This window comes from Methylobacterium terricola, assembly GCF_006151805.1.
Taxonomy (GTDB): domain Bacteria; phylum Pseudomonadota; class Alphaproteobacteria; order Rhizobiales; family Beijerinckiaceae; genus Methylobacterium; species Methylobacterium terricola.
This window is the reverse complement of record NZ_VDDA01000014.1, coordinates 49496-74266: the sequence shown is the minus strand read 5'-3', so window position 1 is coordinate 74266 and position 24771 is coordinate 49496. Positions and strand designations below refer to the sequence as shown.

23 protein-coding genes and 2 riboswitches are annotated in these 24771 nt (G+C 72.0%); of the genes, 7 read left to right on the top strand and 16 right to left on the bottom strand.

Annotation, left to right across the window (positions count from 1 at the left end):
- Positions 1-145 precede the first annotated feature (145 nt).
- From hutH to FF100_RS24290, 3 genes are all read left to right on the top strand, one after another.
- Positions 146-1690, top strand: coding sequence for a histidine ammonia-lyase (gene hutH / locus FF100_RS24300; protein ID WP_139038350.1), 1545 nt, complete (start codon positions 146-148; stop codon positions 1688-1690).
- A complete protein-coding gene (hutG, locus tag FF100_RS24295) occupies positions 1687-2487 on the top strand; it encodes an N-formylglutamate deformylase (RefSeq protein ID WP_139038349.1) in 801 nt (266 codons plus the stop codon). The genes hutH and hutG overlap by 4 nt, the downstream gene beginning before the upstream one ends.
- 392 nt (positions 2488-2879) lie before the next feature.
- The gene (locus tag FF100_RS24290; protein WP_139038348.1) at positions 2880-3452 is read left to right on the top strand and encodes a HutD/Ves family protein; all 573 of its coding nucleotides are present in this window, start codon (positions 2880-2882) and stop codon (positions 3450-3452) included.
- Here FF100_RS24290 and FF100_RS24285 read toward each other — a convergent pair.
- On the bottom strand, positions 3447-4358 hold the full coding sequence (locus FF100_RS24285; protein WP_139038347.1) for a LysR substrate-binding domain-containing protein: 912 nt from the start codon (positions 4356-4358) through the stop codon (positions 3447-3449). The genes FF100_RS24290 and FF100_RS24285 overlap by 6 nt on opposite strands.
- A 164-nt stretch (positions 4359-4522) precedes the next feature.
- On the opposite strand from FF100_RS24285, the gene FF100_RS24280 reads away from it, so the two are divergent.
- Positions 4523-5881 carry an LLM class flavin-dependent oxidoreductase gene (locus FF100_RS24280; RefSeq protein WP_139038346.1) on the top strand — a complete coding sequence of 453 codons (1359 nt, stop codon included), beginning with the start codon at positions 4523-4525 and terminating at the stop codon, positions 5879-5881.
- Between the two features lie 67 nt (positions 5882-5948).
- Positions 5949-6485, top strand: a complete 537-nt coding sequence (locus tag FF100_RS24275) for a flavin reductase family protein (RefSeq protein WP_139038345.1) — start codon at positions 5949-5951, stop codon at positions 6483-6485.
- A gap of 318 nt (positions 6486-6803) precedes the next feature.
- Here FF100_RS24275 and FF100_RS24270 read toward each other — a convergent pair whose 3' ends face one another.
- Genes FF100_RS24270 through FF100_RS24250 form a run of 5 tightly spaced genes read right to left on the bottom strand, consistent with a single transcriptional unit; the run spans position 6804 to position 10500 of the window.
- On the bottom strand, positions 6804-7595 hold the full coding sequence (locus tag FF100_RS24270; RefSeq protein WP_139038344.1) for a histidine utilization transcriptional repressor HutC: 792 nt from the start codon (positions 7593-7595) through the stop codon (positions 6804-6806).
- The gene (locus FF100_RS24265; protein ID WP_139038343.1) at positions 7592-8392 is read right to left on the bottom strand and encodes an amino acid ABC transporter ATP-binding protein; all 801 of its coding nucleotides are present in this window, start codon (positions 8390-8392) and stop codon (positions 7592-7594) included. The genes FF100_RS24270 and FF100_RS24265 overlap by 4 nt, the downstream gene beginning before the upstream one ends.
- Entirely contained in the window at positions 8389-9051 is a 663-nt protein-coding gene (locus FF100_RS24260; RefSeq protein WP_139038342.1) for an amino acid ABC transporter permease, read from the bottom strand. Before FF100_RS24260 ends, FF100_RS24265 begins: the two co-directional genes overlap by 4 nt.
- Positions 9048-9692 carry an amino acid ABC transporter permease gene (locus FF100_RS24255; protein WP_139038341.1) on the bottom strand — a complete coding sequence of 215 codons (645 nt, stop codon included), beginning with the start codon at positions 9690-9692 and terminating at the stop codon, positions 9048-9050. Before FF100_RS24255 ends, FF100_RS24260 begins: the two co-directional genes overlap by 4 nt.
- 25 nt (positions 9693-9717) lie before the next feature.
- The gene (locus FF100_RS24250) at positions 9718-10500 is read right to left on the bottom strand and encodes a transporter substrate-binding domain-containing protein (RefSeq protein WP_246102320.1); all 783 of its coding nucleotides are present in this window, start codon (positions 10498-10500) and stop codon (positions 9718-9720) included.
- Between the two features lie 485 nt (positions 10501-10985).
- A riboswitch (glycine riboswitch) is annotated at positions 10986-11085 on the top strand.
- A 3-nt stretch (positions 11086-11088) separates the two neighbouring features.
- Positions 11089-11181, top strand: a riboswitch (glycine riboswitch).
- A gap of 60 nt (positions 11182-11241) precedes the next feature.
- Here FF100_RS24250 and FF100_RS24245 point away from each other — a divergent pair.
- Positions 11242-12510, top strand: coding sequence for a D-amino acid dehydrogenase (locus FF100_RS24245; protein ID WP_139038339.1), 1269 nt, complete (start codon positions 11242-11244; stop codon positions 12508-12510).
- Positions 12511-12623: 113 nt separating this feature from the next.
- On the top strand, positions 12624-13997 hold the full coding sequence (locus tag FF100_RS24240) for an MFS transporter (RefSeq protein WP_246102318.1): 1374 nt from the start codon (positions 12624-12626) through the stop codon (positions 13995-13997).
- Positions 13998-14016: 19 nt separating this feature from the next.
- Here FF100_RS24240 and FF100_RS24235 read toward each other — a convergent pair whose 3' ends face one another.
- The 10 genes from FF100_RS24235 to FF100_RS24195 form a co-directional block, all read right to left on the bottom strand.
- Positions 14017-14775, bottom strand: a complete 759-nt coding sequence (locus FF100_RS24235; protein WP_139038338.1) for an iron ABC transporter ATP-binding protein — start codon at positions 14773-14775, stop codon at positions 14017-14019.
- On the bottom strand, positions 14772-15731 hold the full coding sequence (locus tag FF100_RS24230) for an iron chelate uptake ABC transporter family permease subunit (RefSeq protein ID WP_139038337.1): 960 nt from the start codon (positions 15729-15731) through the stop codon (positions 14772-14774). Before FF100_RS24230 ends, FF100_RS24235 begins: the two co-directional genes overlap by 4 nt.
- Positions 15724-16635, bottom strand: coding sequence for an ABC transporter permease (locus FF100_RS24225; RefSeq protein WP_425463349.1), 912 nt, complete (start codon positions 16633-16635; stop codon positions 15724-15726). The genes FF100_RS24230 and FF100_RS24225 overlap by 8 nt, the downstream gene beginning before the upstream one ends.
- A gap of 29 nt (positions 16636-16664) precedes the next feature.
- Positions 16665-17609 carry a siderophore ABC transporter substrate-binding protein gene (locus FF100_RS24220; protein WP_246102304.1) on the bottom strand — a complete coding sequence of 315 codons (945 nt, stop codon included), beginning with the start codon at positions 17607-17609 and terminating at the stop codon, positions 16665-16667.
- A 166-nt stretch (positions 17610-17775) separates the two neighbouring features.
- A complete protein-coding gene (locus tag FF100_RS24215; protein ID WP_139038335.1) occupies positions 17776-18276 on the bottom strand; it encodes a GNAT family N-acetyltransferase in 501 nt (166 codons plus the stop codon).
- Positions 18277-18280: 4 nt separating this feature from the next.
- Positions 18281-18559, bottom strand: coding sequence for a DUF2218 domain-containing protein (locus tag FF100_RS24210; protein ID WP_139038334.1), 279 nt, complete (start codon positions 18557-18559; stop codon positions 18281-18283).
- Positions 18556-19926: a DUF6005 family protein gene (locus tag FF100_RS24205; protein WP_425463347.1), complete on the bottom strand. Its 1371-nt coding sequence runs from the start codon at positions 19924-19926 to the stop codon at positions 18556-18558. Before FF100_RS24205 ends, FF100_RS24210 begins: the two co-directional genes overlap by 4 nt.
- Positions 19923-21188, bottom strand: a complete 1266-nt coding sequence (locus FF100_RS37970; protein ID WP_171070311.1) for an AMP-binding protein — start codon at positions 21186-21188, stop codon at positions 19923-19925. The genes FF100_RS24205 and FF100_RS37970 overlap by 4 nt, the downstream gene beginning before the upstream one ends.
- Complete coding sequence (locus FF100_RS37965; RefSeq protein WP_171070310.1) at positions 21185-22873, bottom strand: IucA/IucC family protein; 1689 nt, start codon at positions 22871-22873, stop codon at positions 21185-21187. Before FF100_RS37965 ends, FF100_RS37970 begins: the two co-directional genes overlap by 4 nt.
- Positions 22874-22898: 25 nt before the next feature.
- Complete coding sequence (locus tag FF100_RS24195) at positions 22899-24680, bottom strand: IucA/IucC family protein (RefSeq protein ID WP_139038333.1); 1782 nt, start codon at positions 24678-24680, stop codon at positions 22899-22901.
- Between the last annotated feature and the right edge of the window lie 91 nt (positions 24681-24771).

Here is a 24771-nt window from a genome sequence, read left to right as displayed (position 1 = left end):
CGCGTCACATGTCTATACATAATAGCGACGGCGAGACAGGCGCGTCGATGCGCTCGCCGGCTGACGGCCGAGGGGATGTCGATGCCGCGGCATCGGACCGGCCGCGCGGCTGACGCGCACCGCTTCAGGAAGCGAGGATCTTGCCATGACCACCCTGACCCTCCATCCCGGCCGCGTGACGCTCCGGGATCTCGAGCGCGTCTATCGCGACGGCGCGGCGGCGCGGCTGGATGCGGGCTGCGATGCCGCCATCGAACGGGGCGCGGCCCGGATCGCCGCCATCGCCGCGGGCGAAGCGCCGATCTACGGCATCAATACCGGCTTCGGGAAACTGGCCTCGATCCGGATCGCGCCCGGCGACCTCGCCACCCTCCAGCGCAACCTGATCCTGTCCCATTGCTGCGGCCTCGGCGACCTGCTGGAGGCCGACGTGGTGCGGCTGGTGATGGCGCTGAAGCTGATCTCGCTCGGCCGAGGCGCCTCGGGCGTGCGGCCGGCCCTCGTACGGCTCATCGAGGCGATGCTCGCACGCGGCGTCGTCCCGGCGATTCCCGGCCAGGGCTCGGTCGGCGCGAGCGGCGACCTCGCGCCGCTCGCCCATCTCGCCGCCGTGATGATCGGCGAGGGCGAGGCGTTCCTCGACGGCGAGCGGCTATCCGGGGCCGAGGCCCTGCGGCGCGCCGGGCTGGAGCCGGTCGTGCTGGCGGCGAAGGAGGGGCTCGCGCTCATCAACGGCACGCAGGTCTCGACGGCTTTGGCGCTCGCCGGGCTGTTCCGGGCCTGCCGGGCCCTGCGTACCGCGCTCGTCACCGGCGCCCTGTCGACGGACGCCGCGATGGGCTCCTCGGCCCCGTTCCATCCCGAGATCCACGCGTTGCGCGGCCATCGGGGGCAGATCGATGCCGGCGCGGCCCTGCGGGCGCTCCTCGACGGCTCGGCGATCCGCGCGAGCCACGTCGAGGGCGACGAGCGCGTCCAGGATCCCTACTGCATCCGTTGCCAGCCGCAGGTGGTGGGCGCCTGCCTCGACCTCCTGCGCCAGGCCGGGCACACCCTGGAGACGGAAGCCAACGCCGTCACCGACAATCCCCTCGTCCTGTCCGACGGCGAGGTCGTGTCGGGCGGCAACTTCCACGCCGAGCCGGTCGCCTTCGCGGCCGACCAGATCGCGCTGGCCGTCTGCGAGATCGGTTCGATCGCCCAGCGGCGCATCGCGCTCCTCGTCGATCCGGCCCTGTCCTTCGGCCTGCCGGCCTTCCTGGCGAAGAAGCCGGGGCTCAATTCCGGGCTGATGATCGCCGAGGTGACCTCGGCGGCGCTGATGAGCGAGAACAAGCAGCGGGCCCATCCGGCCTCGGTCGATTCGACGCCGACCTCGGCCAACCAGGAGGACCACGTCTCGATGGCCTGCCACGGCGCCCGCCGCCTGTTGGCGATGACCGAGAACCTGTTCGGCATCCTCGGCATCGAGGCGCTCGCCGGCGCGCAGGGCGTCGAGCTGCGCGGGCCGCTGCGGACGAGCCCGGAGCTGGAACGGGCGCTCGCCGCGATCCGCGCCGTAATCCCGTCCCTGGAGGAGGACCGCTACCTCGCCGGCGACCTGCGCGCCGCCGCGGCGCTCGTGGCCGACGGCACGATCGAGGCCAGCCTGTCCCCCGGGCTGCTGCCGAGCCTGGAGGCGGCGCGATGAGCCCGTTCGAGATCGTTCAAGGATCGTCGCCGGTCATCCTGGCCTTCCCCCATACCGGCACGAACGTTCCGCCCGACATCCTGGCGCGGCTGAACGACGAAGGCCGCCGCTTGCGCGACACCGACTGGCACATCCACCGCCTCTACGACGGGCTGCTGCCGGACGCGACGACCGTGCGGGCGACCTTCCACCGCTCCGTCATCGACGCCAACCGCGACCCGACGGGGGCCAGCCTCTATCCCGGCCAGAACACCACCGGCCTCGTCCCGCTCACCGATTTCGACGGCGCGCCGATCTGGCGCGACGGCGCCGGCCCGGACGAGGCCGACATCGCCGACAGGACCGTCCGGTTCCACGCGCCCTACCACGCGGCGCTCGCCGCCGAGATCGCCCGCGTGCGGGCGCTGCACGGGATCGCGGTGCTCTACGATTGCCATTCGATCCGCTCGCGGATCCCGTTCCTGTTCCCCGGCACGCTGCCGGATTTCAACATCGGCACCGATGGCGGGCGGACCTGCGACGCAGCGATCGCGCGTGCGGCGGAAGAGACCTGCGCTGCCGCCGCCGGCTACACCAGCGTCGTCGACGGCCGCTTCCGCGGCGGCTGGACCACGCGGCATTACGGCCGCCCGGAGGCCGGAATCCACGCGATCCAGATGGAGCTGGCGCAGAGCTCGCACCTGGCGACGGAGGCGCCGCCCTTCGCGCTCGATCCGGCGAAGGCCGCGCGGCTTCGGCCGGTTCTCGGCGCCGTGCTGGGGCGTATCGCGGAGGTGGCCGGGAGGCTGAAGGGGTGAGTCGCCGTGATGCACGGTCGGAGCTGGCTTCGGCCTGAACCAATCCTGCCGGTACGTCCGGTCGCGGCAGGGCCGTCCGGAGAACGAAAAGGCGCGGGTTCCTCCTCTCCCCGCGTGCACAAGACCGACCGAGGAGAGGACTAGCGCGGGTTTCCCCCTCCCCCCTCTGCGGGGGAGGGTGCCCCACGGAGTGGGGCGGGAGAGGGGCAGCGCGGCGCTGATTCAGATAGCTGCCTTCATGAAGGTCGCGACCTCTCCGGAAGCGGCGTCCCCTCTCGGCGGGACTTCGTCCCGCTGCACTCGCTCCGCTCGCCACCCTCCCCCGCAGAGGGGGAGGGGGAAACCCGCGCCATGTCCTGTCCCAACCGCTCACAGCCCGAGAAGGACACCTCATGCGCCTCCTGAAGGCCGCGGACCACCTGCGCATGCCGTGGAAGAACGGGGGCGGCGAGACCGCCGAGATCGCCGTCCATCCCCCGGGCACCGGGCTCGGCGGGTTCGACTGGCGCGTCTCGATGGCGGTCGTCGCGATGGACGGCCCGTTCTCCGTGTTTCCCGGCATCGACCGGACGCTCGCGCTCCTCGACGGCGAGGGGATGGATCTCGCCATTGAGGGCCACGGCGCGCACCGCCTGACGCCGGCCTCGCCGCCGCTGGCCTTCCCCGGCGACGCCGCGACCACGGCCCGCCTCGCCGCCGGGCCGATCACCGACCTCAACGTCATGACCCGGCGCTCGGCCTGCCGCCAGCGGGTGACGCGGCTTCGCGGCCCCGTCATGCCCTTCGAGCCGCGCGGGCGCTGGATTCTCGTGGTCGCCGTCGGGCCGTCGACCGTCGTCGTGGACGGCCGGACGGTGCCGCTCGCCGCCCGCGACGCCCTCCTCGGGGAGGGCGGGGCGACGATCGCCGCCGACGGTCCGGTCGACCTTGCCGTGGTGGAGATCGACGCGGTCGCGGGCTCATAGCGGCGGGGCGGAGGCGAGGCCCTGGGCCCGGCCTTCGCCGAGGAGCCAGCGGTGGAAGGCCCGCGCGCCGGGCTTCTTCAGGGAATCGGGGTTCCAGGCCAGGTAATACGGTTCGGGCAGGGGCAGGCGCAGGTCGAACGGGATGACCAGCCGGCCCGATTCCAGCTCCGGCCCGATGAAGGCGAGCTGCCCGAGCACGACGCCCTGGCCGGCGAGCGCCGCGTCGATCGCGCTGCCGGACAGCCCGTAGGTCAGGTTGGCGGGCGGTGGCTTGGCGCCGATCAGCCGGCCCCATTCCGCCCAGCCGGGATTCGCGCCGAAGCGCGGGTTCCAGGCAATGTGGAGCAGGGGAAAGCGCAGGATCTCGGCCGGGCCGGACAGGCGCTGCCCCGCGATCAGGGCGGGCGCGCAGACAGGCACGATGTGGTCGGTGAACAGCTCGGTGCGGTGCGGCGGGTGCAGGCGGCCGCCGTAATAGATGCGCAGGTCGGCCCCGCCCTGGGCCAGATCCGGCTCGGCATCGCTGCCGACGAGGGAGATCCGGGCCTGGGCATCGAGCTCCGTCCAGTCCCGCATCCGCCGGCCGATCCACTTGCCCAGCACCGTCGTCAGGCAGGACAGCACGATGATGTCGGCGTTGGCGTCCCGCAAGGTGGCGGCGGCGTCCGCGAAGGCCGCGAAGCCCTGGCGAACTTGCGCGTGGTAGGTCGCGCCGAGCGGCGTCAGGCGCAAGGCCCGGCCGTCATGCTCGACGAGCCGCGCCTTCACGGCCTCTTCGAGCTTGCGCAGCTGCTGGCCGATCGCGCCCGGCGTCACCCCGAGGTCGGCGGCGGCGCGCGCGAGGCTGCCGGTCCGCCCGAGCGCGTCGAAGGCCTGGAGCGCCTTCAGCGGGGGGAGGGGGGACATGACGGGTCCGATCTCGTGCGCTGCACAGATTGCCTGACGCTTGAAGCAGAATTTCTGCGATCCCGGCAAGCCCGCTCCCGGGCATACTGCGCCCGTCGAGACCGCGCCGCGCCTGCCGGAGCCAGGCCGCAGGCGAAAAGCCCCGCCCCCGAGGAGACCCGCGAATGCCCCGCCCGGACAAGCTCAAGCTCGGCACGTTCGTCTACACCTTCGGCTTCCACCCGGCGGCGTGGCTGCACCCGGACAGCGACGTGCGCGGCGCCAACGATCTCGGCCACCTGACCCGCTGCGCCAAGATCTCGGAAGCGGGAAAGCTCGACTTCATGTTCTTCGCCGACAGCCCGGCGAGCGCGGTCGGCGATGCGGGGGCGCTCGCCCGCAATCCCACCAAGATGAACCGGTTCGAGCCGATCACCGCCATCACCGCCCTGTCGCAGCACACCGACCGGATCGGCTTCGTGGCGACGGCCTCGACGAGCTACTACGAGCCTTACAACATCGCCCGGCTGTTCGCCTCGGCCGATCACATCTCCCGCGGCCGGATCGCCTGGAACGTCGTGACCTCGGACCACGACGAGACCGGCTACAACTACAACCGCGAGGGGCTGGCGCCGCATGCCGAGCGCTACGAGCGTGGCGAGGAGTTCATCGACACCGTCTTCGGCCTCTGGGACAGCTTCGAGGACGATGCCCTGCTCCTCGACCGGGAGAGCGGCCTCTACCACGACAAGGACAAGCTCCACGCGCTCAACCACACGGGCAAGCACTTCCAGGTCCGCGGCCCGCTCAACATCGCCCGCACGCCGCAGGGGCGGCCGGTGATCGCGCAGGCCGGCGGCTCCGAGCAGGGCATGGAGCTCGCCGCCCGCACCGCCGAGATGGTGTTCTCGCTCGCCTCGAACATCGAGAAGAACCGCGCCTTCTACGCCAACGTGAAGGGCCGGATGGCCCGTTACGGCCGCGACACCGACGACCTCAAGATCCTGCCCGGGATCGTCATCAATGTCGGCGAGACCCGCGCGGAGGCCGAGGCGAAGGCCGAGGCGCTGGTGACGCTGATGCACCCGGATGTCGGGCTCTTGATGCTGCAGGAATTCCTGGAGACCGACCTCCACGGCGCCGACCTCGACAAGCCGTTCCCGATGGAGCGGATGCCAGCAGGCGCCAAGGGGTCGAAGGCGATGTTCGAGGAGCTGAAGGAGTTCGTCAGCCAGGGCCACACGATGCGCGAGCTGATCACCCATTACGCCCGCCGGCATACCGGCAACGGGCTGACCGGCACGCCGGCCGACGTGGCCGACTTCATGCAGGAATGGTTCGAGACGAAGGCCGCGGACGGTTTCATCCTGATGTGCCCGACCCTGCCGTCGAGCCTCGAAGACTTCACCCGCCTCGTGGTGCCCGAGCTGCAGCGCCGCGGCCTGTTCCGCGAGGAGTACGAGGGCCTGACGCTGCGGGCCAATCTCGGCCTGTCCACCCCGCCGACCCGCCACGCCCTTGCGCGGGGGAGAGCGTCGGCATGACGATTGCTGTCCGGATGCCCTACGATAGTGTGCGCCGCAACAGGAGCGGCGATCGGGAGCGGATGCGATGAGCGGAGACGAGGCCGGGCCTGAGCTGCGGCCGGGCGATGCCGAGACCTTTCGCCAGGTCTGGCGCGGGTTCGGCTCGACCGTGGCGGTGATCGCCACCGAGCACGGCGCGGCGCGCCACGCGATGCTGGCGACGGCGGTCAGCTCGGTCTCGATGGACCCGCCCTCGCTCCTCGTCTGCATCAACCGCTCCGCCTCGGCGCACGAGGCGTTGCGCGGGCGCGGCGCCTTCTCCCTCGGCCTCATGGCCGCGCCGCACCGCGACCTCGCCTCGGCCATCGCCGAGGCGCCTTCGGCGACGCGCTTCAACCACGGCACCTGGCGGCGGCTGCGGGACGCCGAGGACGCGATCGTGGGCCTGCCCTGGCTGGCGGAGGCGCAGGCGACCCTGTTCTGCGCGATCGACGCCAGCCACGATTACGGCACGCATTCCGTCCTGATCGCCCGGATCGCCGGCGCGATCGGCGAGCAGGGGAGCGATCCACTGCTGTATTGCGACGGGAGTTACGGCCGGTTCGCGGCCGGGGAGGGGTGAGGCGTCGGTCGCGCGAGTCCAGCCGTCGAGCGCCTTGCGCAACTCGACGGCTCCTGGTTCGCGCCGCCCTTTTCCGACCAACTGAAACGACGTGGAGGGTGATCCGGGATCCGGCACAAGAAGTGCCGCGAAGCGGCTCCATCCGTGCGCCGTCGCAGTCAGACGGACCCTTTGCGAAGTCTCATTCTGGATTTCGGATCATATTCCGCCGATTGGATTTTATGCACGATGACCTTATGGCATCGACCGGCCGCAAGCAGCCCGCGCATGGTCAAGCCGGTTGGGTTTCGAGCTTGGCGCGGTCGGGCCGGGTGGATCTCACCCTCGCCCCGGCCCGCCCCCGGCCTCCGGACCGAAATTCGCCACCAGCTGGTGCTCGCTGCCCGGATAGAGCAGCCGCACGCCGGTCACCCATTCGCCCGCGGCCTGGGTGCGGCGGACGATCTCCAGGCAGGCCTCGCCGACCGCGAGTTCCAGGAGCTTGGCCTCGGCCGCGGTCGCGTTGACGGCCCGGACGCGATGGCTTGCCACGCTCCAGGGCACGGCCCCGAGCAGCCAGCCCCCCGGGGTGAGGTCGGTGAAGTCCTGGGCCTTCGCGCCCTCGGCGATGGCGGGGTTGATGAGGCGGGTCTCGAGGCAGAAGGGACGGTCGTCGGCCAGGTGCAGGCCCTGCAGCCACACGACCTCCCCGACCCCGGGCGCGGCGCCCAGCAGCAGCGCGTCCTCCTCCCGGCCCGGCCGCGCGCGGCGCGCCAGCAGGTGGAAGCGGTAGGCCCGGCCCGAGCGGCGCACCTCGTCGCGGATATCGACGATCGCCACCACGGCGGATTCGGCGCGGGGCTGCGCGACCTGCGTCCCGCTCTTCTTGCGCCGGACGAGGAAGCCGTCGCGCGCCAGCTGGCCCAGCGCCTTGTTCATGGTCATGCGCGACACGCCGTAGCGCTCGGCCAGCTCGGTCTCGACCGGGAGCTGGGATCCCGGCGGCCAGCGGCCGTCGACGATGAGCGAGCGGATGTCCTCGACGATGTGGTCGTGCCGGGTCCCGCCCTTGCGGGCGCCCGGGGGGGCGGAGCCGGGTTCGGGGCGGGTCGGGCGAAGGGGCGGGCTCACGCGGGCTTCAGCAACATCGCCGCCCCGCGGTCGAGGTAGGTTTCGAGGAACTGGGTCAGGCGGGGGTGGCGCGGCGGGGCGAACAGCTCGGACGGCGTTCCGTTGAGGAGGACGCGGCCGTGATCGAGGAAGACGATGCGCTCGCCGACGGTCGCCGCGAAGCCGATCTCGTGCGTGACGACCACCATCGTCATGCCGTCCTCCCCGAGATCGCGCATCACGTTCAGCACCTCGCCGGTCAGCTCGGGATCGAGCGAGGCGGTCGGCTCGTCGAACAGGAGAATCTCCGGCTCGAGCGCGAGCGCGCGGGCGATCGCGACGCGCTGCTGCTGGCCGCCGGAGAGCTCGGACGGGTAATGCTTGGCCCGGGCCTCGAGCCCGACCCGGCGCAGCTGCGCCATGCCGCGGGCCTCGGCCTCCGCGCGGACCAAGCCCTTCACGGTGACCAGCGCCTCGGTGACGTTGCCGAGCGCCGTCATGTGCGGCCACAAATTGAATTGCTGGAACACCATGCCGATGCCGGACCGCACCGTGCGGATCCGCTGCGGGGGCAGGCGGATGCGCCGGCCGTCCGCCCCCTCCTCGAAGCCGAGCGGCTGCCCGTCGATCAGGATGGTGCCCGTCGTCGCCTCCTCCAGGAAGGCGATGCAGCGCAGCAGCGTCGACTTGCCCGAGCCCGACGGGCCGATCAGGCAGGTGGTGGCGCCGCGGGCGATCTCGAGGTCGATGCCGTGCAGGACCTCGGTCTGGCCGTAGCTCTTCGACAGGCGGCGGATGGCGATGGCGGGGTGCGTCATGCGAACCTGAACTTCGAGAGCCGGGTTTCGAGCGCGCTTCCGGCTCGGCCGCAGGCCTCGACCAGCCCCCAGTAGATGATGGCGAGCAGGAAGAGCGATTCGACGAAGGCGTATTGCTGCGAGCCGAGCGCACTGATGACCGCGGTCGCCTCCGGCACCGCGATGATCGACAGGACGGCGGTCTCCTTGACCAGGATCACCGCCATGTTCACGCATTGCGGCAGGACCAGCATGGTCATCTCGGGGATCAGGATGCGCCGGACGATCTGGGCCTGGCTCAAGCCGACGCATTGCGCCGCCTCGACATGGCCCCGCGGCACGGCGGCAAAGCCCGCCCGGAAGATCTCCGAGAAGTAGGCCGCGGCGTAGACGCTCAAGCCCAGCAGCCCGGCCGGCACCGGATCGAGGCTGATCCCGACGAACGGCCCGCCGAAATAGAGCAGGAAGATCTGGATCAGGAACGGCGTGCCCCGCAGGACCTCGACCACGAGGCGTAAGGAAAGGCCGAGGGGCCGCGGGCCGAAATGCCGGAGCGCGGCGACGACGAAGCCCAGCGCGATGCCCAGCACGGTCGCCGCCACCCAGATGCCGAGCGTGACCGTGAGCCCGGACAGGATCGCCGGCAGGGCCGCGAGGATGACCGATCCGTCGAAGCTCATGCCAGCCGCCCCCGGCGCAAAGCGCGCTCGGTCAGGCTGCCGCCGGCCGCGACGAGCCAGTTGATCGCGAGGTAGAGGCCGCCCGCAACCGAGTAGAACAGCAGCGGCTCGTAGGTCGAGGCGGCGAGGTTCTGCGCCGTGCGCGTCAGCTCGATCACCCCGACCACCGAGATCAGCGAGGATGCCTTGAGGATCAGGATCGCCTCGTTGACGAGGGCCGGAACGGTGAGCCGCAACGCGATCGGGGCGCGGATGCGGCTGAATTGCTGCCAGGGCGACAGGCCCGCCATGTCGGCGGCCTCCAGCAGGCCGCGCGGCACGCTCTGGAAGCCGCCGCGCAGGTTCTCGGCCTGGTAGGCGGCGGTGCAGAGCGACAGGCCGATCAGCGCCGCCACGATGCTCGGCACCGTGAGACCGATCGCCGGCAGGAGGTTGTAGATCAGGAGGAGCTGGACGAGGAGCGGGACGCCCCGGAAGAAGCTCACGAACAGGCTCGCCGGCCAGCGCAGCCACGGCCGCGGCGAGAGCTTGGCGGCGCAGACCAGGATGCCGATCACGAGGCCGATCGCGATCGACGCGGCGCTGATGACGACCGTGTAGCCGGCCGCCTTCAGCATCAGTTCGAACAGCTGGGCGGTCATCGCACGCGTGAGATCGCGGGCCGGATCAGAAGCTCGGCTCCGGCGCCACGTCCGGCGTCTCGAAGGACGTGCCGAACCACTTCTCCTGCAGCTTCTTCATCCGGCCGTCGGCCTTGATCTTCACGAGCGCGGCCTGCACGGCATCGAGCAGGGGCTGATCGTCGGGCTTCTTCGTGCCGATATAACCGAAATAGCTCTTCTGGCCGAAGGGCGGCTGCACGACCGCGAAGACGTTGGGCTGCTTCGAGGCGACGAAGGCGATGTTCGGCAGCGAGTTCGCCACGGCGACGATGCGCCCGGCCGCCAGGTCGGCATAGGCTTCGTTGAAGCCGGGATACTCGCGCGGCTCCACGGGCTTGGGCAGCGTCGCGCTGAAGGTCTTCAGCTGGGCGAGCTGCGCCGTCGCCTTGCCGGCGCCGACGGTCTTGCCGGCGATGTCCTGGGGCGTCTTGATGGTGTCGTCCTTCGCGCGCCGCAGGATCGCGACGGTCGCCTCGGCGACGGGCGACAGGAACCGGTAGCGCTCCACGCGCGCCTTGGTGATGGTGGCGGGGCCCGCCACCATGTTGAACTGCCCGGCCTCGAGCCCCGGCAGCACGCCTTCCCAGGGCAGCTCGACCCACTGGATCTTGACGCCGAGCTCCTTGCCGACTTCCGCGAAAGCGTCGACGTTGAAGCCGGCATGCTGGCCGGTCGCGTCGATGAAGTCGAACGGCGCGAAGGCGGTCTCGGTCCCGACCTTCAGGGTTCCCGCCGCCTTGACGCGCGCCAGGGCGTCCTGGGCCTGCGCCAGCGACGGCACGGTCATTGCGAGGCCGAGCCCGAGGGTGATCTGGACGAAGAAGCGCTTGTTCATGCAGGTCTCCGACGGGACGGGCAGGGCGACCGAGGGTTGCCGATTATGATTAGACATATGGGCGCGATTCCGGATCGGATGTCAATCGTTGGGCACGATCCGAACTGAGAAAAAATCAGGCAACTCGGGTCGGTCTTCCGTCTCATTTCGCGTCCCCGGCCGGGGATCCGACGGGCGACGGAGGGGAAGCCGGACGACGCGCGGCGGGGACCGCTCCGTCCGTGCCGATCGCCGTCGGTGGGCGATCGGCGGTGCGCAGCGCCTGACCAAAGGTAAGGAAGCGTTCGCCGTGCTGCAATCGCCGCGCGGGGTCCGCCGGATGCGCGTTTCTATTGTGATCCGACAGTCGATCGCCGACTCGATCGTATCGTCCACGAAAGCCGTGCAGGAGCGCCTTGACGGGCGGCGGCGGCGCGGATACGGGTGTCGGCGTCCACTACGACGATGCGGGAGAGATCGAGGGGCCTTCGCGCTACCTCGACGCCGACGGAGCAACCGCCCCCGGAAACTCTCAGGCAAAAGGACCGTATCGTCAGGACGCTCTGGAGAGAGGCGGCTGCAACAGGCCGTCCACCGAAGGGGATGTCTGCCTGCGTCAGCGGGCGGATGACGCTCTCAGGTACCGTGACAGAGGGGGCGCAAAGGGCGGGGCCATCCCGCCTTCGGCCGCTCGCGTTCACGGAAACCAGATCCATGCCCCACATCGCCGTCATCGGCGCCGGCATCACCGGCGTGACCACCGCCTATGCGCTCATCCAGCGCGGCTACGACGTCACCGTCCTCGAACGGCACCGCTACGCCGCCATGGAGACCTCGTTCGCCAATGGCGGCCAGCTCTCGGTCAGCAACGCCGAGGTCTGGAACAAGACGGCGACCATCCTCCAGGGTCTCAAGTGGATGATGCGGCGCGACGCGCCGCTGCTCGTCAACCCGAAGCCGAGCTGGCACAAGTATTCCTGGATGGCCGAGTTCATCGGCCAGATCCGGCATTACGAGGCCAACACCGTCGAGACGGTGCGCCTGGCGCTCGCCGCCCGCCAGCAGATGTTCGCCATGGCCGAGCGGGAGAACATCGATTTCAACCTGGAGAAGCGCGGCATCCTGCACTTCTACCGCGACCGGGCCGGGTTCGAGAAGGCGCTGGCGGTCAATGCGCTGCTGCGCAAGGGTGGGCTCGCCCGCGATGCGGTGACGCCCGAGGAGATCCGGCAGATCGAGCCGACCCTGCAGGGCGCCTATCACGGCGGCTTCTTCACGCCGTCCGACTCGACCGGCGACATCCACAAGTTCACCCGCGGCCTCGCCGAGGCCTGCACCCGGCGCGGCGTGCAGTTCCGCTACGACGCCGCGATCGAGGCGATCGAGCCGGCCGGCGAGGGCTGGCGCCTCCGCTGGGGGCCGGCGGCGCAGGATGACGGCGCCCGGGTCGCCGCGCGCGAGACGCTCGAGGTGGACGGGGTGGTGATCTGCGCCGGCTGCGCCAGCCGGGATCTCGCCGCCGCCGTCGGCGACCGCCTGAACATCTATCCGGTGAAGGGCTACTCGATCACCGTGCAGCTGCACACGCCCGAGAGCCAGGAGGCGGCGCCGCAGGTCAGCATCCTCGACGACGCGACGAAGATCGTCACGAGCCGCCTCGGCCGGGACCGGTTCCGCGTCGCCGGCACCGCGGAGTTCAACGGCTTCAACCGCGACATCCGCCACGACCGGATCGAGCCGCTGGTGCGCTGGACGCGGGAGCAGTTCCCGCGGGTGGCGACCGACCGGGTGGTGGCCTGGAGCGGCCTGCGGCCGATGATGCCCGGCATGCTGCCGCGGGTCGGGCCGGGCCGGCAGCGGGGCATCTTCTACAATACCGGGCACGGCCATCTCGGCTGGACCCTGTCGGCCGCGACGGCGCAGATCGCCGCCGACGCGGTCGAGGGCGGCCTGCCGGTCGAGGGGCGCCGGCTCGCCGCCTGAGCGCGCGGCCGCAAGCCACCAAACCTGCGGCCACCAAACCGCTTGCCAACCGCGTCGCCGGGACACATCCAGGGCGAGTGTCATACTCTGCCCCGCCCCCTCCCGCCCCCGACGTGACGCGGTCCGACCCATCCCCCCGCGAGGGTCTGCCGCCGGCGCAGCGCCGGCAGGCGATGGTGGCGGTGCTCGCCGGCGTGGCCCTCGCCACGCTCGACACCGCCATCGCCAACACCGCGCTCCCGACCATCGCGGCCGATCTCGGCGTCGATCCGGCGGAGTCGGTCTGGATCGTCAACGCCTACCAGCTCGCCGTGGTGGCGACGCTGCTGCCGGTCGCGGCGCTCGGCGAGATCGTCGGGCAGCGGCGGGTCTATGTCGCGGGCCTCGCCCTGTTCACCGTGGCCTCGCTGGTCTGCGCGCTCGCCTGGTCGCTGCCCGCGCTCGTCGCCGCGCGCATCCTGCAGGGGCTCGGCGCGAGCGCCCTGATGGCGGTCAACGTCGCGCTCATCCGCTTCATCTATCCGACGAGCCAGCTCGGGCGGGGCCTCGGCCTCAACGCCTTCGTGGTGGGAATCGGCTTCGCCCTCGGGCCGACCGTCGCCTCGCTGATCCTGGTGGCGGCGTCCTGGCCGTGGCTGTTCGCCGTCAACCTGCCGATCGGGCTCGCGGCGCTCGCGCTCGCGCGGCGCGCCCTGCCCGAGACACCGCGCGCCGGCTACGCCTTCGACCGGGTCGGCGCGCTGCTCAACGCCGCCACCTTCGCGCTCCTCGTGCTGGGCCTCGGCGAGGCGGCCCATGCCGGCCCGCCCTGGCGGGTGCTGGCGGAATTCGCGGGTGCCCTTGCCTGCGGGGTGCTGCTCCTGCGGCGACAGGCCGGCCACCCGGCGCCGATGCTCGCCGTCGACCTGCTCAAGCGGCCACTCTTCGCCCTGTCGGCGGCGACGTCGATCTGCTCGTTCGCGGCACAAGGCCTCGCCTTCGTGTCGCTGCCGTTCCTGTTCCAGCACGATCTCGGGCGCTCGCAGGTCGAGACCGGCTTCCTGATGACGCCCTGGCCGGTGGTGGTCGCCCTGATGGCGCCGGTCGCCGGACGCCTGTCGGACCGCTACCCGCCGAGCGTGCTCGGCGGGATCGGGCTCGCCATCCTGGCGCTCGGCATGGGCCTGCTCGCCGCGCTGCCGCCCGAGCCGAGCGTCGTCGGGCTCGCCTGGCGGATGGCGCTGTGCGGGGCCGGCTTCGGCTTCTTCCAGGCGCCGAACCTGCGCGCGATCATGACGAGCGCCCCGCCGTCGCGCTCCGGCGGGGCGAGCGGCATCGTGGCGACGGCGCGGCTGCTCGGCCAGACCACCGGCGCGGCTCTGGTGGCGGCCTGCTTCGCGGTCGCCGCTGCCCACGGCCCGGCCCTGGCGCTCGGGCTCGGCGCGGCCTTCGCGGGCATCGCCAGCGTGGTCAGCCTGTCGCGCCTGGCGGTGCGGGGGTCGACGTAGGCGCCGGCCTCGCAGGCCTTCAGCGGTAGAAGAACACCGTCCGGTAGCCCTTCACCATCACCACCTCGACGTCGATCCCGTAGACGGCGCGAAGGACCTCCGGGGTCACGATCTCCTCCGGCGACCCGATCGCCACGACCTTGCCGTCGCGCATCGCCACGATCCGGTCGGAGTAGCAGGAGGCGAAGTTGATGTCGTGCAGCACCGCGACGATCGTGCGGCCGCGCTCGTCCACCGCCCGGCGCAGCAGGCCCATCATCGCGGCGGCGTGGCGCATGTCGAGGTTGTTCAAGGGTTCGTCGAGCAGGATGCAGTCGGTGTCCTGGGCGAGCACCATGGCGATGTAGGCGCGCTGGCGCTGCCCGCCCGAGACCTCGTCGAGGAAGCGGTCGGCCAGCGGCTCGAGGTCGAGGAAGGCCAGCGCATCGGCGATGTGGCCGCGGTCGGCCGCGGTCAGCCGGCCCTTCGAATGGGGGTAGCGCCCGAAGGCGACGAGGTCGCGGATCGTCACCCGGGCGGCGACGCCGTTGTCCTGGCGCAGGATGCCGAGGCGGCGCGCCAGCACGTCGCCCGGGGTCGCCGCCACGTCGAGCCCGTCGACGAGGGCCCGGCCGGCGCTCATCGGCAGGAGCCGGCTCACCATCGACAGGACGCTCGACTTGCCGGCGCCGTTCGCCCCGATCACCGAGACGAAGGCGCGCTCCGGCAGGCGCAACGACACGCCGTCCACCACCACGGTGTCGCCGTAGCGGCGCGTGAGGTCTTGCGTCTCGATCATCGGGGGCGTCTCGCCAGCAGGACCAGGAGGGTGAGGCCGCCCAGGAACTCGATCACGATCGACAGGGCGGTGTTGAGCGAGAAGACCCGTTCCAGCACCAATTGCCCGCCGACCAGCGTCACCGCCGCGATGAGGGCGGCGGCCGGCAGCACGACTGCGTGGCGGTAGGTCGGCATCACCCGGTAGGCGAGGTGGGCGACGAGGAGGCCGAGGAAGGTCACCGGCCCGACCAGCGCGGTCGAGACCGAGACCAGGACCGCCACGAGGACCAGCACGAGGGTCACGGTGCGGCGGTGATCGACCCCCAGCGCGATGGCGGCGTCGCGCCCGAGCAGCAGCACGTCGAGCCGGGCCAGCAGGCGCCACGTCCCGACCCCGGCTCCCAGCACCAGGAGGGCGGCGAGCGCCAGCAGGTCCGGGCGGACGGCGTTGAAATTGGCGAAGAAGCTCGCCTGCAGCACGACGAACTGGCTCGGGTCGAGCATCCGCTGGAGGAACTGCGACAGGCTGCGGAACAGCACCCCGCAGATCACCCCGACGAGCAAAAGGCGATGCAGGCCGCCCTCGGTCCGCGCCAGCAGCCAGCGGTAGAGGAGGAGCGCGAACAGCACCATCGCGCCGGTCTCGGCGAGGAAGCGCAGGCGCGGATCGCCGAAGCCCCCGGTCCCGATTCCGACGACGAGGCCGGTCTGGATCAGACGGTAGAGCTCGTCGAAGCCCATGATCGCCGGCGTCAGGATGCGGTTGCCCGAGGCGGTCTGGAACAGCACCGTCGCGGTGGCGACGGCGCAGGCGACGAGCAGCAGCGAGGCGAGCTTGGTGCCGCGGAACGGCAGCACGAAGCCCCAGCGGCCGTTGGCCCCGATCGTCATGAAGACGACCGCCAGGCCGAGGATGGCCACGCCGAGCAGCGCCAGGACGTGGAGCGGCCGCAGGGCGGCGCGCCCGCTATGCATGGCGGGCGTCCCGGCGCAGCAGCAGGACCAGGAACAGGCCGCTGCCGACGACCCCCATCACGGTGCCGACCGGGATCTCGTAGGGGGTGCGGATCACCCGCCCGAGCACGTCGCAGGCCAGCAGCAGCCCGGCGCCCGCGGCGGCCACGAGCGGCAGGGTCCGTCGAAGGTTGTCGCCGGCGGCGAGCGCGACGAGGTTCGGCACCACCAGGCCGAGGAACGGGACCGTGCCGACGCTGGCGATGGTGACGGCGGTGATCATCGCCACGATGGCGATCGCGACCGCCACGACGCCGCGATAGTCGAGCCCGAGATTGACCGCCGCGTCGCGCCCCAGCCCCGCGATGGTGATGCGGTCGGCGAGGATGTAGGCGACGACAGCCAGGATCGCGGCGAGCCAGAGCAGTTCGTAGCGCCCGCGCAGGACTGTCGAGAAGTCGCCGGCCTGCCAGGTGCCGAGGAATTGCAGCATGTCGGTGCGGTACGCGACGAAGGTCGAGGCCGCCCCGATCACGCCGCCGAGCATGATCCCGACGAGCGGCACCGTCAGCCGCGCCCGCAGCGGCATGGCGCGCAGGACCCGCAGGAACAGGGCGGTGCCGGCGAGCGCCGTCGCGGTCGCCGCCAGCATCTTCACGACGACCGGCGCGTCGGGGGCGACGAGCGTGATCACCAGCATGCCGAGCGTCGCCGATTCGGTCGTGCCGGCGGTCGAGGGCTCGACGAAGCGGTTCTGCGCCACGAGCTGCATGATGACGCCCGCCACCGCCAGCCCGGCGCCGGCGAGGATGAGGGCGAGGGTGCGCGGCACCCGGCTCGCCAGAAGGATCTCGGGTGAGGCGAGGTCGCCGACGCCGACGAGGAGGCTCGCGGCGGCGAGCGCCAGGAGCGCGAGGCCCGACAGGATCGCGCTGCGCAGAGGCCATCCCATCGTCAGCGCGCGCCGTCGAGGGCGGCGGCGATCTGGTCGACGGTGGCCTGGAGCGCCCGCAGGCCCCCCGCGGCGAGGTACCAGCTGCCGGCATCGACGTAGACGACCTGTCCCTTGCGCCAGGCCTTCGTCTGCCGCACCAGCGCATTGTCGAGGAGCTGGCGCGCCGGCTGGCCGCGGGCACCGATCGCCGCGTCGCGGTCGAGCACGAACAGCCAGTCGGGATCGGTCCTGGCGATGAACTCGAACGAGACCGGCTGGCCGTGGATGCCGGCATCGAGGTCGGGCGCCGCCGGCCGGAAGCCGAGGGCGCCGTGCAGGAGCCCGAAGCGCGAGCCGCGGCCGAAGGCGCTCAGGCGGCCCCCGGTCGAGAGGATGAACAGGGCGCTGCCGGCCTGCCCGGCCTTGGCGTGCACCGCCGCGATGCCGGCCTGGATCCGGGCGATCCGGGTGTCCGCCTCCGCCTCCTTGCCGAACAGCCGGGCGAGGCTGCGGATGTTGCGCAGCTCGCTGCCGAGGGGATCGGTGGGGTCGCTCGACAGGTCGATGGTCGGTGCCAGCTTCGACAGGGCGGCGTAGCGCGGGCCCGAGCGCCCGCCGACGATGACCAGATCGGGCTCGGCTTCGTTGATCGCCTCGTAATCGGGCTCCCACAGCGTGCCCATCCGGCGGTAGCGGGGCTCGTTGTACGGCGCGAGGGAGGGCGGCTTGGCCCCGCCCGCTACCCCGAAGACGGGAACGCCGAGGGCGTCGAGCGTGTCGAGGGCGGCCAGATCGAAGACCACGATCTTCTTCGGCGGGGACGGCACGACCGTCTGGCCGCTGGCATGCTGGATGGTGATCTCGGCGGCGGCGGCAGCGGCGGCGGCGGGCGCGGCCAGGGCGGCGGCGAGGAGAGTCAGCAGCAGGGCCGCCACCCGGCGCCGGTTCTTCGGGAGTGACGGCACCGTGGATCTCCAGGGAGAATAGGTTCGGATGGTCTTCAAAGTCCGTTTGGCTTTTCTCTGTCGGGACCGACACCCTCGGGGTCATCCCGTGGTCGCGCAGCGGGGTTCCGGAATGACCCGGAGGGTGCGAGTTCCGCCCCGGACGGTCAACGACGCCGCAGACGCCTCACCGCACACCCCCCGGTCGCAGCCGCGCCATGCAATGCACGTCGGCGAACGCGCCGTTGCGGAAGCTCGCGGCCCGGTGCGTGCCCTCGATCTCGAACCCGAACCGCTCGTAGAGCGCGATCGCCCGGGCGTTGTCGACGAACACCGTCATCTCGATCCGGGTGACGTTGAGCCAGTTCTCGGCGGTATCGATGATCGCCGCGAGCAGCCGGGAGCCGATGCCGCGCCCGGCGAACCGTTCGTTCACGCCGAGCCAGAACTCGCCGGCATGGGCACGCCTCCCGTAGAATGGGCGCAGGGCCGCGGCGCCGACCGCGTGCCCCTCGGCTTCGGCCACGAGGTGCAGGTCCCGCGGCGAGCGCGGCGCCGCCCAGGCCTTGATCGCATCGATGGATTCGTAGGGCAGCGCCAGGGTCCCGTCGCGGAAGGCCGGCTGGTTGTAGAGCTCGACCAGGTCCGGCAGGTCGGAGTCGCGCATGGCGCGCAGGGTGATGTCCATCCGGTCAGGTCCAGTCGAAGTGCAGCGTCTCGCGGAACGCGAAGCGCTCGACATGGCGCACCAGCACGGCCTGGAAATCCGGCAGCTTGGCGGCGTCGTCCGTCGAGAGGTCGATCGTCAGGGCCTCGTCGGTGGCGGCGAGCCGGGCCTCCCCGAGGGGCAGGGCGATCCGGGCGGAATGCGGATCGAAGGTGGTCTCGAACTTGTGCGCCCAGTGCTTGGCGAGCTGCTGCAGGTAGCGGCTCGCGTGCGGGGTGCCGACGACGGCGTGGGACTGGATCATGACAGGCATCCTTCCTCGCAGGGATCTTCCTCGATGAGATGGTGGAGGGCGGCGGCCGGCACTCCGCGCGTCCTGAGGCCCGGTGTCGGGTCCCTCGGCGAGGACGCGGCCTGCCAGGCCCGGTAGGCCGCGCCGAGCCGGCGCTTGAGCGAGGCCTCGATCGCGTCGAGCGCGTCGAGCTTCGCCATGATGTCGGCGACCTGCGCCGCATCTTCCGTCCGGGCGAGCTTGAGCACGGCATAGTGCAGGGCGGTGAGGCCGTTCACCAGGGCCTCGATCTCGTCGCAGATCCGCTGGAACTCGGCGTCGGGCCAGTGCAGGGCGCGCCAGAAGAAGGCGAAGCCGTGCTCGTAGGCCCATTTGCGGATCGTGATCACCGGCAATTCGCGCAACGCGCCGTCGAGACCGGCGAGCGTCAGCCCGCCGCGCCCCTCGTCATGGGCTGCCACGATCGCCCGCACCGCGTCGATCAGCGGGTTCGAATCCAGGACGAAGCAGGCCTCGAAGAACGCCGCGAGGTCGGCCTGCGCCGGCGGGCGGGCGCGCGACGGGTCGAACCGGTAGCCGCCGGCGACGCTCGGCTGGCGGATCGCGTTCAGCATCCGGTCGCGCGCGATGGTGCCCTCCCAGCGGAAGTCCGGATCGCGCACCTGCCAGGTGTCGGGGTCGTCGGTGAGCGAGACCAGCAGGTAGTGCGGGAAGGGGTTCTGGTTGAACTTGTTCTCCCGCTCCGGCAGGTGGAACATGTCGAGCATCACCATCACGCACTCGTCCGGCTCACGGCGAGCCAGCAGGTCGAGCAGGGTCGCGACGTTCTCGTCCTTCGGGCGCGAATGGTCGTACCAGGCGTGGAGCGGCACGCCGTAGAGCCGCGTGAACCAGTAGCGGAACGCCTCGTGGTCCATGGCGTCCGAGTGGTAGGCGAGGCGGAACTCGTCGGTGATGGCGAATTCCGCGTCCCAGATCAGGGCGTAGAACGGCCGGTGGTCGATGCCGCGCGCCTTCAGCCCGTCGCAGACGCAGCTGACGAAGCAGTGGATCTTCAGGTCGTAGGCCAGGTCGCCGTGGACGCCCTCGGGAGCGGCGGCGGGCGGGGCCGGCGCGGCGGCGGGCTCGCGCGCCAGCAGCCCGGCGAGGTCGCCGACGGTCGAGAGGTCGCGGCCGGCGATCGCCTCCTCGGGGATCGACAATCCCAGGTTCATCTCAAGCGACAGGACGAGCTGCAGCACCTGCACCGAATCGAGATAGAGATCCTCGTTGAGCCGCGCCCCCGGCCCGAACCGATCGAGATGCGGGTGGTTCATCTCCCCGCGCAAAATCGTGCCGATGGCCGCGACCGCCTCGTCCCGGGTGATGGCGACCGTCATTGCGCGGCCTCCAGGGCGCCGCTGCGATGGAGGGCGGCGGCCTCGCGGCGGGAGATCTTGCCGTTGGCCTGGCGCGGGATCGCCGCCACCTGCACGGCCTCGACCGGCACCTGATGGCCGGCGAGGTACCGGCGGCACCAATCCTGGAGGTCGCGGGGCGCGACCGGCACTGCTGCGCTGAACAGCAGCGTCACCCGCTCGCCCGCGAAGGCGTCGGCCTTCGCGAAGGCGACGGCATCGGTGATGCCGGGCATCGCCATCACCACGTCCTCGACCTCGCCCGGATAGACGTTGAGGCCCGAGACGTTGATCGTGTCGCTCTGGCGCGCCACGAAGACCAGCATCCCGTCGGGCCGGAGATAGCCGAGATCGCCGGTCCGCACCGTGCCGGCCTCGCCCTCGACGACGATCTCCGCCGGGTCGTCCGCGCTCGTGCCGGCCCGGACGCGGTGATGCGGCAGCGGGCGGCCGATCGCGTCGGCGCGGTCGAGGTCCGGATTGACCGCGATGCAGCCGGTCTCCGAGCAGCCATATTGCTGGAAGAGGTGCGCGACCCGGGCGCGGATGGCGGAGAACCACGGCGCCGGCAGCAGCGTGCCCGAGGTCATCGCCGCATGGATGCGCTCGCCCTCCGGCATCAGCCGGGCGAGCGTGTGCAGCATGGCGGGCGAGGTGTAGAGCAGCGGGCGCTCGATCTCGCGCAGGCGCCGCAGCAGGTATTTCGGGTTGGCGGTGTCGAGCACCACCGGCGCCCGGCCGCGGGCCAAGCCGACGAGGAGGCCGCAGATCAGCCCGTAGGAATGGGTGATCGGGCAGGCGATCACCGGCGTCATTCCGGCGGGCTCCGGGAAGGCCGCGACGTAGCTCTCGATCTCGCGCGCCACCGCGCTCCAGGGCCGGGCGATGCATTTCGGCTCGCCGGTGGTGCCGGAACTCATCTGGAGCAGGTGGCCCTCGCCCGGCACCGGCGGCGGGGCCCCGTCCAGCGGCTCGGCCACCAGGTCGTCGAGGAAGACCCGGTGGCAGCCGGCCCGTACGGCCAGCCGCCGCGCGCCGTCGTTCGGCAGGGCCGGGTGGATCGGCAGCAGCGTCGCGCCGGCCCGGCGGGCGGCCAGGATGAAGGCGAGGCTCGAGGCGTTGTCCCGGAACCGCGCCGCGATGCGCTCGCCGCTGTTGGCCCCCAGGCCGGCCCGCGCGGTGAAATGGGAGAGTGCCGCCTCCATCTCGTCCGCCGCGAGAATGCGTCCGTCGATCTCGATCATGAGCCTGTCCGCAGGAGGGTGAGGGGGGAGGGGAACAGGGCGTTCGGCACCGCAACGCTGCCCTGCGACTCCGCGAGCCCGAGCTTGCGCGCCAGCAGCGCCTCGACCCGCAGGGTGGGAGCCTCGACGCCCAGGGCCTCGAGCCTGTCCGACAGCCCGTGCTCGGCCGCGTGGCGGCGCAGGCGTTGGCCGAGGCGGCGCCAGAAGCCGGCCTCGTCGAGCCCGTGCCGGCGGGAGAGCAGGGTCGTAATCTCGGCGAGGTTGAAGACGAACAGGCTGTCGGTCACCAGCTCGGCGAGCACAGCCGCCGAGCGCATGGCGTGGAAGCGGTCGTCGGGCGGGCCGGCATGGGCCGGGTCGATGGCGCCGAGATCCGGGACGGGGGGCACGTCGCGTAGGAAGTCCGGGGCGTATTCGGCGCTCTCGTGGAAGTCGCGCAGGATCACCCGCTCGGGCCAGCCGTCGCGGTGCACCAGGATCATGTTCTGGCCATGCGCCTCGAGCGCGACCCCGTGCGCCACCAGCAGGTGCCAGACCGGCAGCACCGCGACCTCGACCAACCGGTCGAGCCAGGCGTGAAGGCCGTGGCGCGCCAGCCAGGGCGCCGCGAAGGTCGCGCCGTCCGGCTCGCAGAGGCCGAGCGCGTTGAACGGCACCGCCGCCTCGCCGGGCGCGAGGTCCGGGCTCTCGCGCCAGATCGCCGCGAGCCGGCCCGCCAGGGGGCCGTCCCGGTCGGCGAGCACGGCGGCGCATTCGCGCAGCAGCGCCATCCGCGCGAGCGCCGGATCGCCGGCGACGATGCCCGCGAGCCAGTCCGAGAGGGCGGGTGCGGTCAGGACGAAATGCGGATCGAGGATCCGCAGGCTCGACGTGCTGACGACGCTCATGCTGAGCTTCACGCTCGCCCGGCGCGGATCGTCGGCGTCGTGCAGGGTGCGCAGGGATTGGCTCGCGCGGTAGCGCGGCCCGGCCCGCCCGAGGGCGACCGCCTCGCCCGCCGCCAGCCGGGCGCGCAACGGCTCCCGCCCTGCGAGGTGGCGCAGCTGCCACGGGTGCACCGGCAGGATCGCATGCGTCGCCGGGGAATGGCCGGCCTCGCCGAGGCGATGCATCAGCCGGTCCCAATCGGCGCCGAGAGCCGCGCGCCAGAACGCGTCCTCGCAGCCCGGCAGCGCCAGGGCGACCGTACCGCGGGGCAGGGCGAGCCAGTCGAGGCGGAACGGCCGCGCGGCTTCCGGCCCGTAGGCCGCCTGGTCGTCGAGGGTGAAGCCGGTGCGCGCCTTGAAGCAGGGGTGGTAGGGGTGGCCCTCCCACAACGCCCCGTCGAGCACCGCGAAGGGAAGCGCCCGGCGCTCCGGTGCCGGCAGGTGATCGGTGTTCCAATGACAAAGCGCGACGGTCTGCCGAAGCTCGGCCAGCAGGCGTTCGCGCGGCTCGGATGCGGCCGGCAGGGCCTCGACCAGAGCGTCGAGGGATGCGGCGCGCCACTCCCCCGCCGCGTCCGCCATCTCGACCGTGCCCGGCACGAGGCGGGGGCGGCCGAACGGGCCGAGCCTGCCGAGGGCGCGGAACAGGCGGGTGCCGAGCCGCCCATGCAGCCGCCCATGCAGCCGCCCGCCGCCCGGCACCGCGCTCTCCGAGGCCAGGCCCTCGAACAGGACGGCCTCGGCGAGCTGCCGCAGCACGCGGTCCTCCGGCGCCTCGGCGGGTTCAGGAGGCAAGGACACGGCCCGAGCTGGCCCGGACGCCGCGCCGCGCGGCGAGCGGGTTCGGCATGTCGATGTAGGTGCCGGCATTCTCGCCGTCGGCCAGCTCGTCGCGGTCGGCCAGGCGCACGCGCAGGTTGGCCTTGGTGCAGAGCGCCGGCTCGTCGAGGACCGAGCGGGCGAAGGCCCGGCCCAATCCGGTCATGCGCCGCGCGATCGTCTCCAGCCGGCGGGCGAGGTCGTCGAGGAGCACCTCCTCGCGGACGTGCCCGTCATAGCCCATCCGGGCGATCACCGAGAAGACCTGGTTGACCACGAGGTAATAGGCGAGGCGGCGGCGGATCTCGCGGTCGTCGAAGAACAAAGCCGCGATGGCGCCGGTCTCCGGCACCAGTCGCTCGATCCGGGGTCGAGCGGCCTGCGACAGGTAGAAGCCCTGGTTGTCGCGGTAGAAGCCGCGCCGCGGCCAGCCCTCGGCGACGTCGAGGAGGGCGTTCTGCTGGTGCGCCTCGAGCGCGATGCCATGCCGGTCGTAGAGCGCGATCACCGGCACGACCATGCAGTCGAGGTAGAGGCTGAACCAGGTCCGCGCCGCGTGCGCGCGATCGGCGCCGCCGACCCGGCGCAGCAGCAGGTCCAGCCGCGAGGGACGGCCCGGCACCGGCTCGGCGGTGAGCGCCGCGACCGTGGCGATGCCGCGCGCCGCCTCGCCCCGGAAGGGGTTTTCGCGGAACACCGTCTCGAAGCCGCTTTCCTCGAAGCCGCTCTCCTGCCGGCCGGGGCAGACGAGCGTCAGGTAGGCCGGGTCGGCGAGGATCCGGAAGCCGGGCTGCCCGGCCTCGCCGCTGCGGGCGAGGAGCCGGGCCACCGCGACCCCGGCCTGCAGCTCGGCCATCCGGTTGACCCGCAGCGAGTTGGTGAGCGTCACCGGCAGCGAGAACTTCGCCATCCAGTCGCCGTCCGGCGCGTAGACGGTGCGCAGCGACGAGGTCGCGGTGAAGCGGGGGCCGACGGGTCCGAGCGGACGGAGGGTCCCGGCCTCGACCATCGCGGCGATGTCGGGAGAGAGCAGCAGCGCCTCGGCCTGGAGCGGGTGCATCGGCAGGGCGATCTCGCCGGGGCGCAGGCCAAGCCGCGCGGCATCGGTGCCGAGGAGGTCGAGGGCGATCTCGGGCGCCGAGCGGGCGATGGCCGAATCGTGCCGCACCCGCGTGGCCTCCGCCGCGAAGGCGACGAGGCGGAATTCCCCGCCTTCCTCCGGCCCGTAGGCCTTGGCCTGCCAGGGCGTCAGGCCCTGCCGGCTCTTCGGCGTCGGGTGCAGCCAGTGGCCGAAGACCAGGGCGCGCTCGGCCTCGATGAAGTGGCCGTCCCCGGGCGGGGTGAGATCGAGCTGGCGGGCGGTCTCGCGGTAGCTGTCGAGCACCCGCCCGAGCAGGTCGAGCTCGCGCTCCCGCGCCCCGTCGCCCCCGCCCTCGTCGCAGCGCGCATAGGCCTCGCCGAGCAGGTCCTGGAGGGCCCGCATCGGCGCGACGGCGCGCCAGCGCGGCTCGTGCAGGTGGCGCGTCCAGAGCCGGCCGAACCCTTGCGCACCGCAGAGAGAGGGCGCGACGATCTCGGCCCGGATCGCGACCCGCTGGCTGCGCAGGTTCCATTCGACGCAAGGGGCCGGCGGCCCGTCGGCGAGCGCGTGGCGCACCGGGATCCCGGCATCGATCTCGCGCCGGTAGCCGTTGGCGAAGCTGCGGAACGCCGCCGCCTCGGCGACGCCTTGGGACGATGGGGGCATGACGACCAAACCTTGTTCTGGCCTCCGGGTGGGCGCCGGCCCGAGCGCGGCGCAGATCCCATGGCCGCGCGGGGCGCGGGATCGGCCGGGC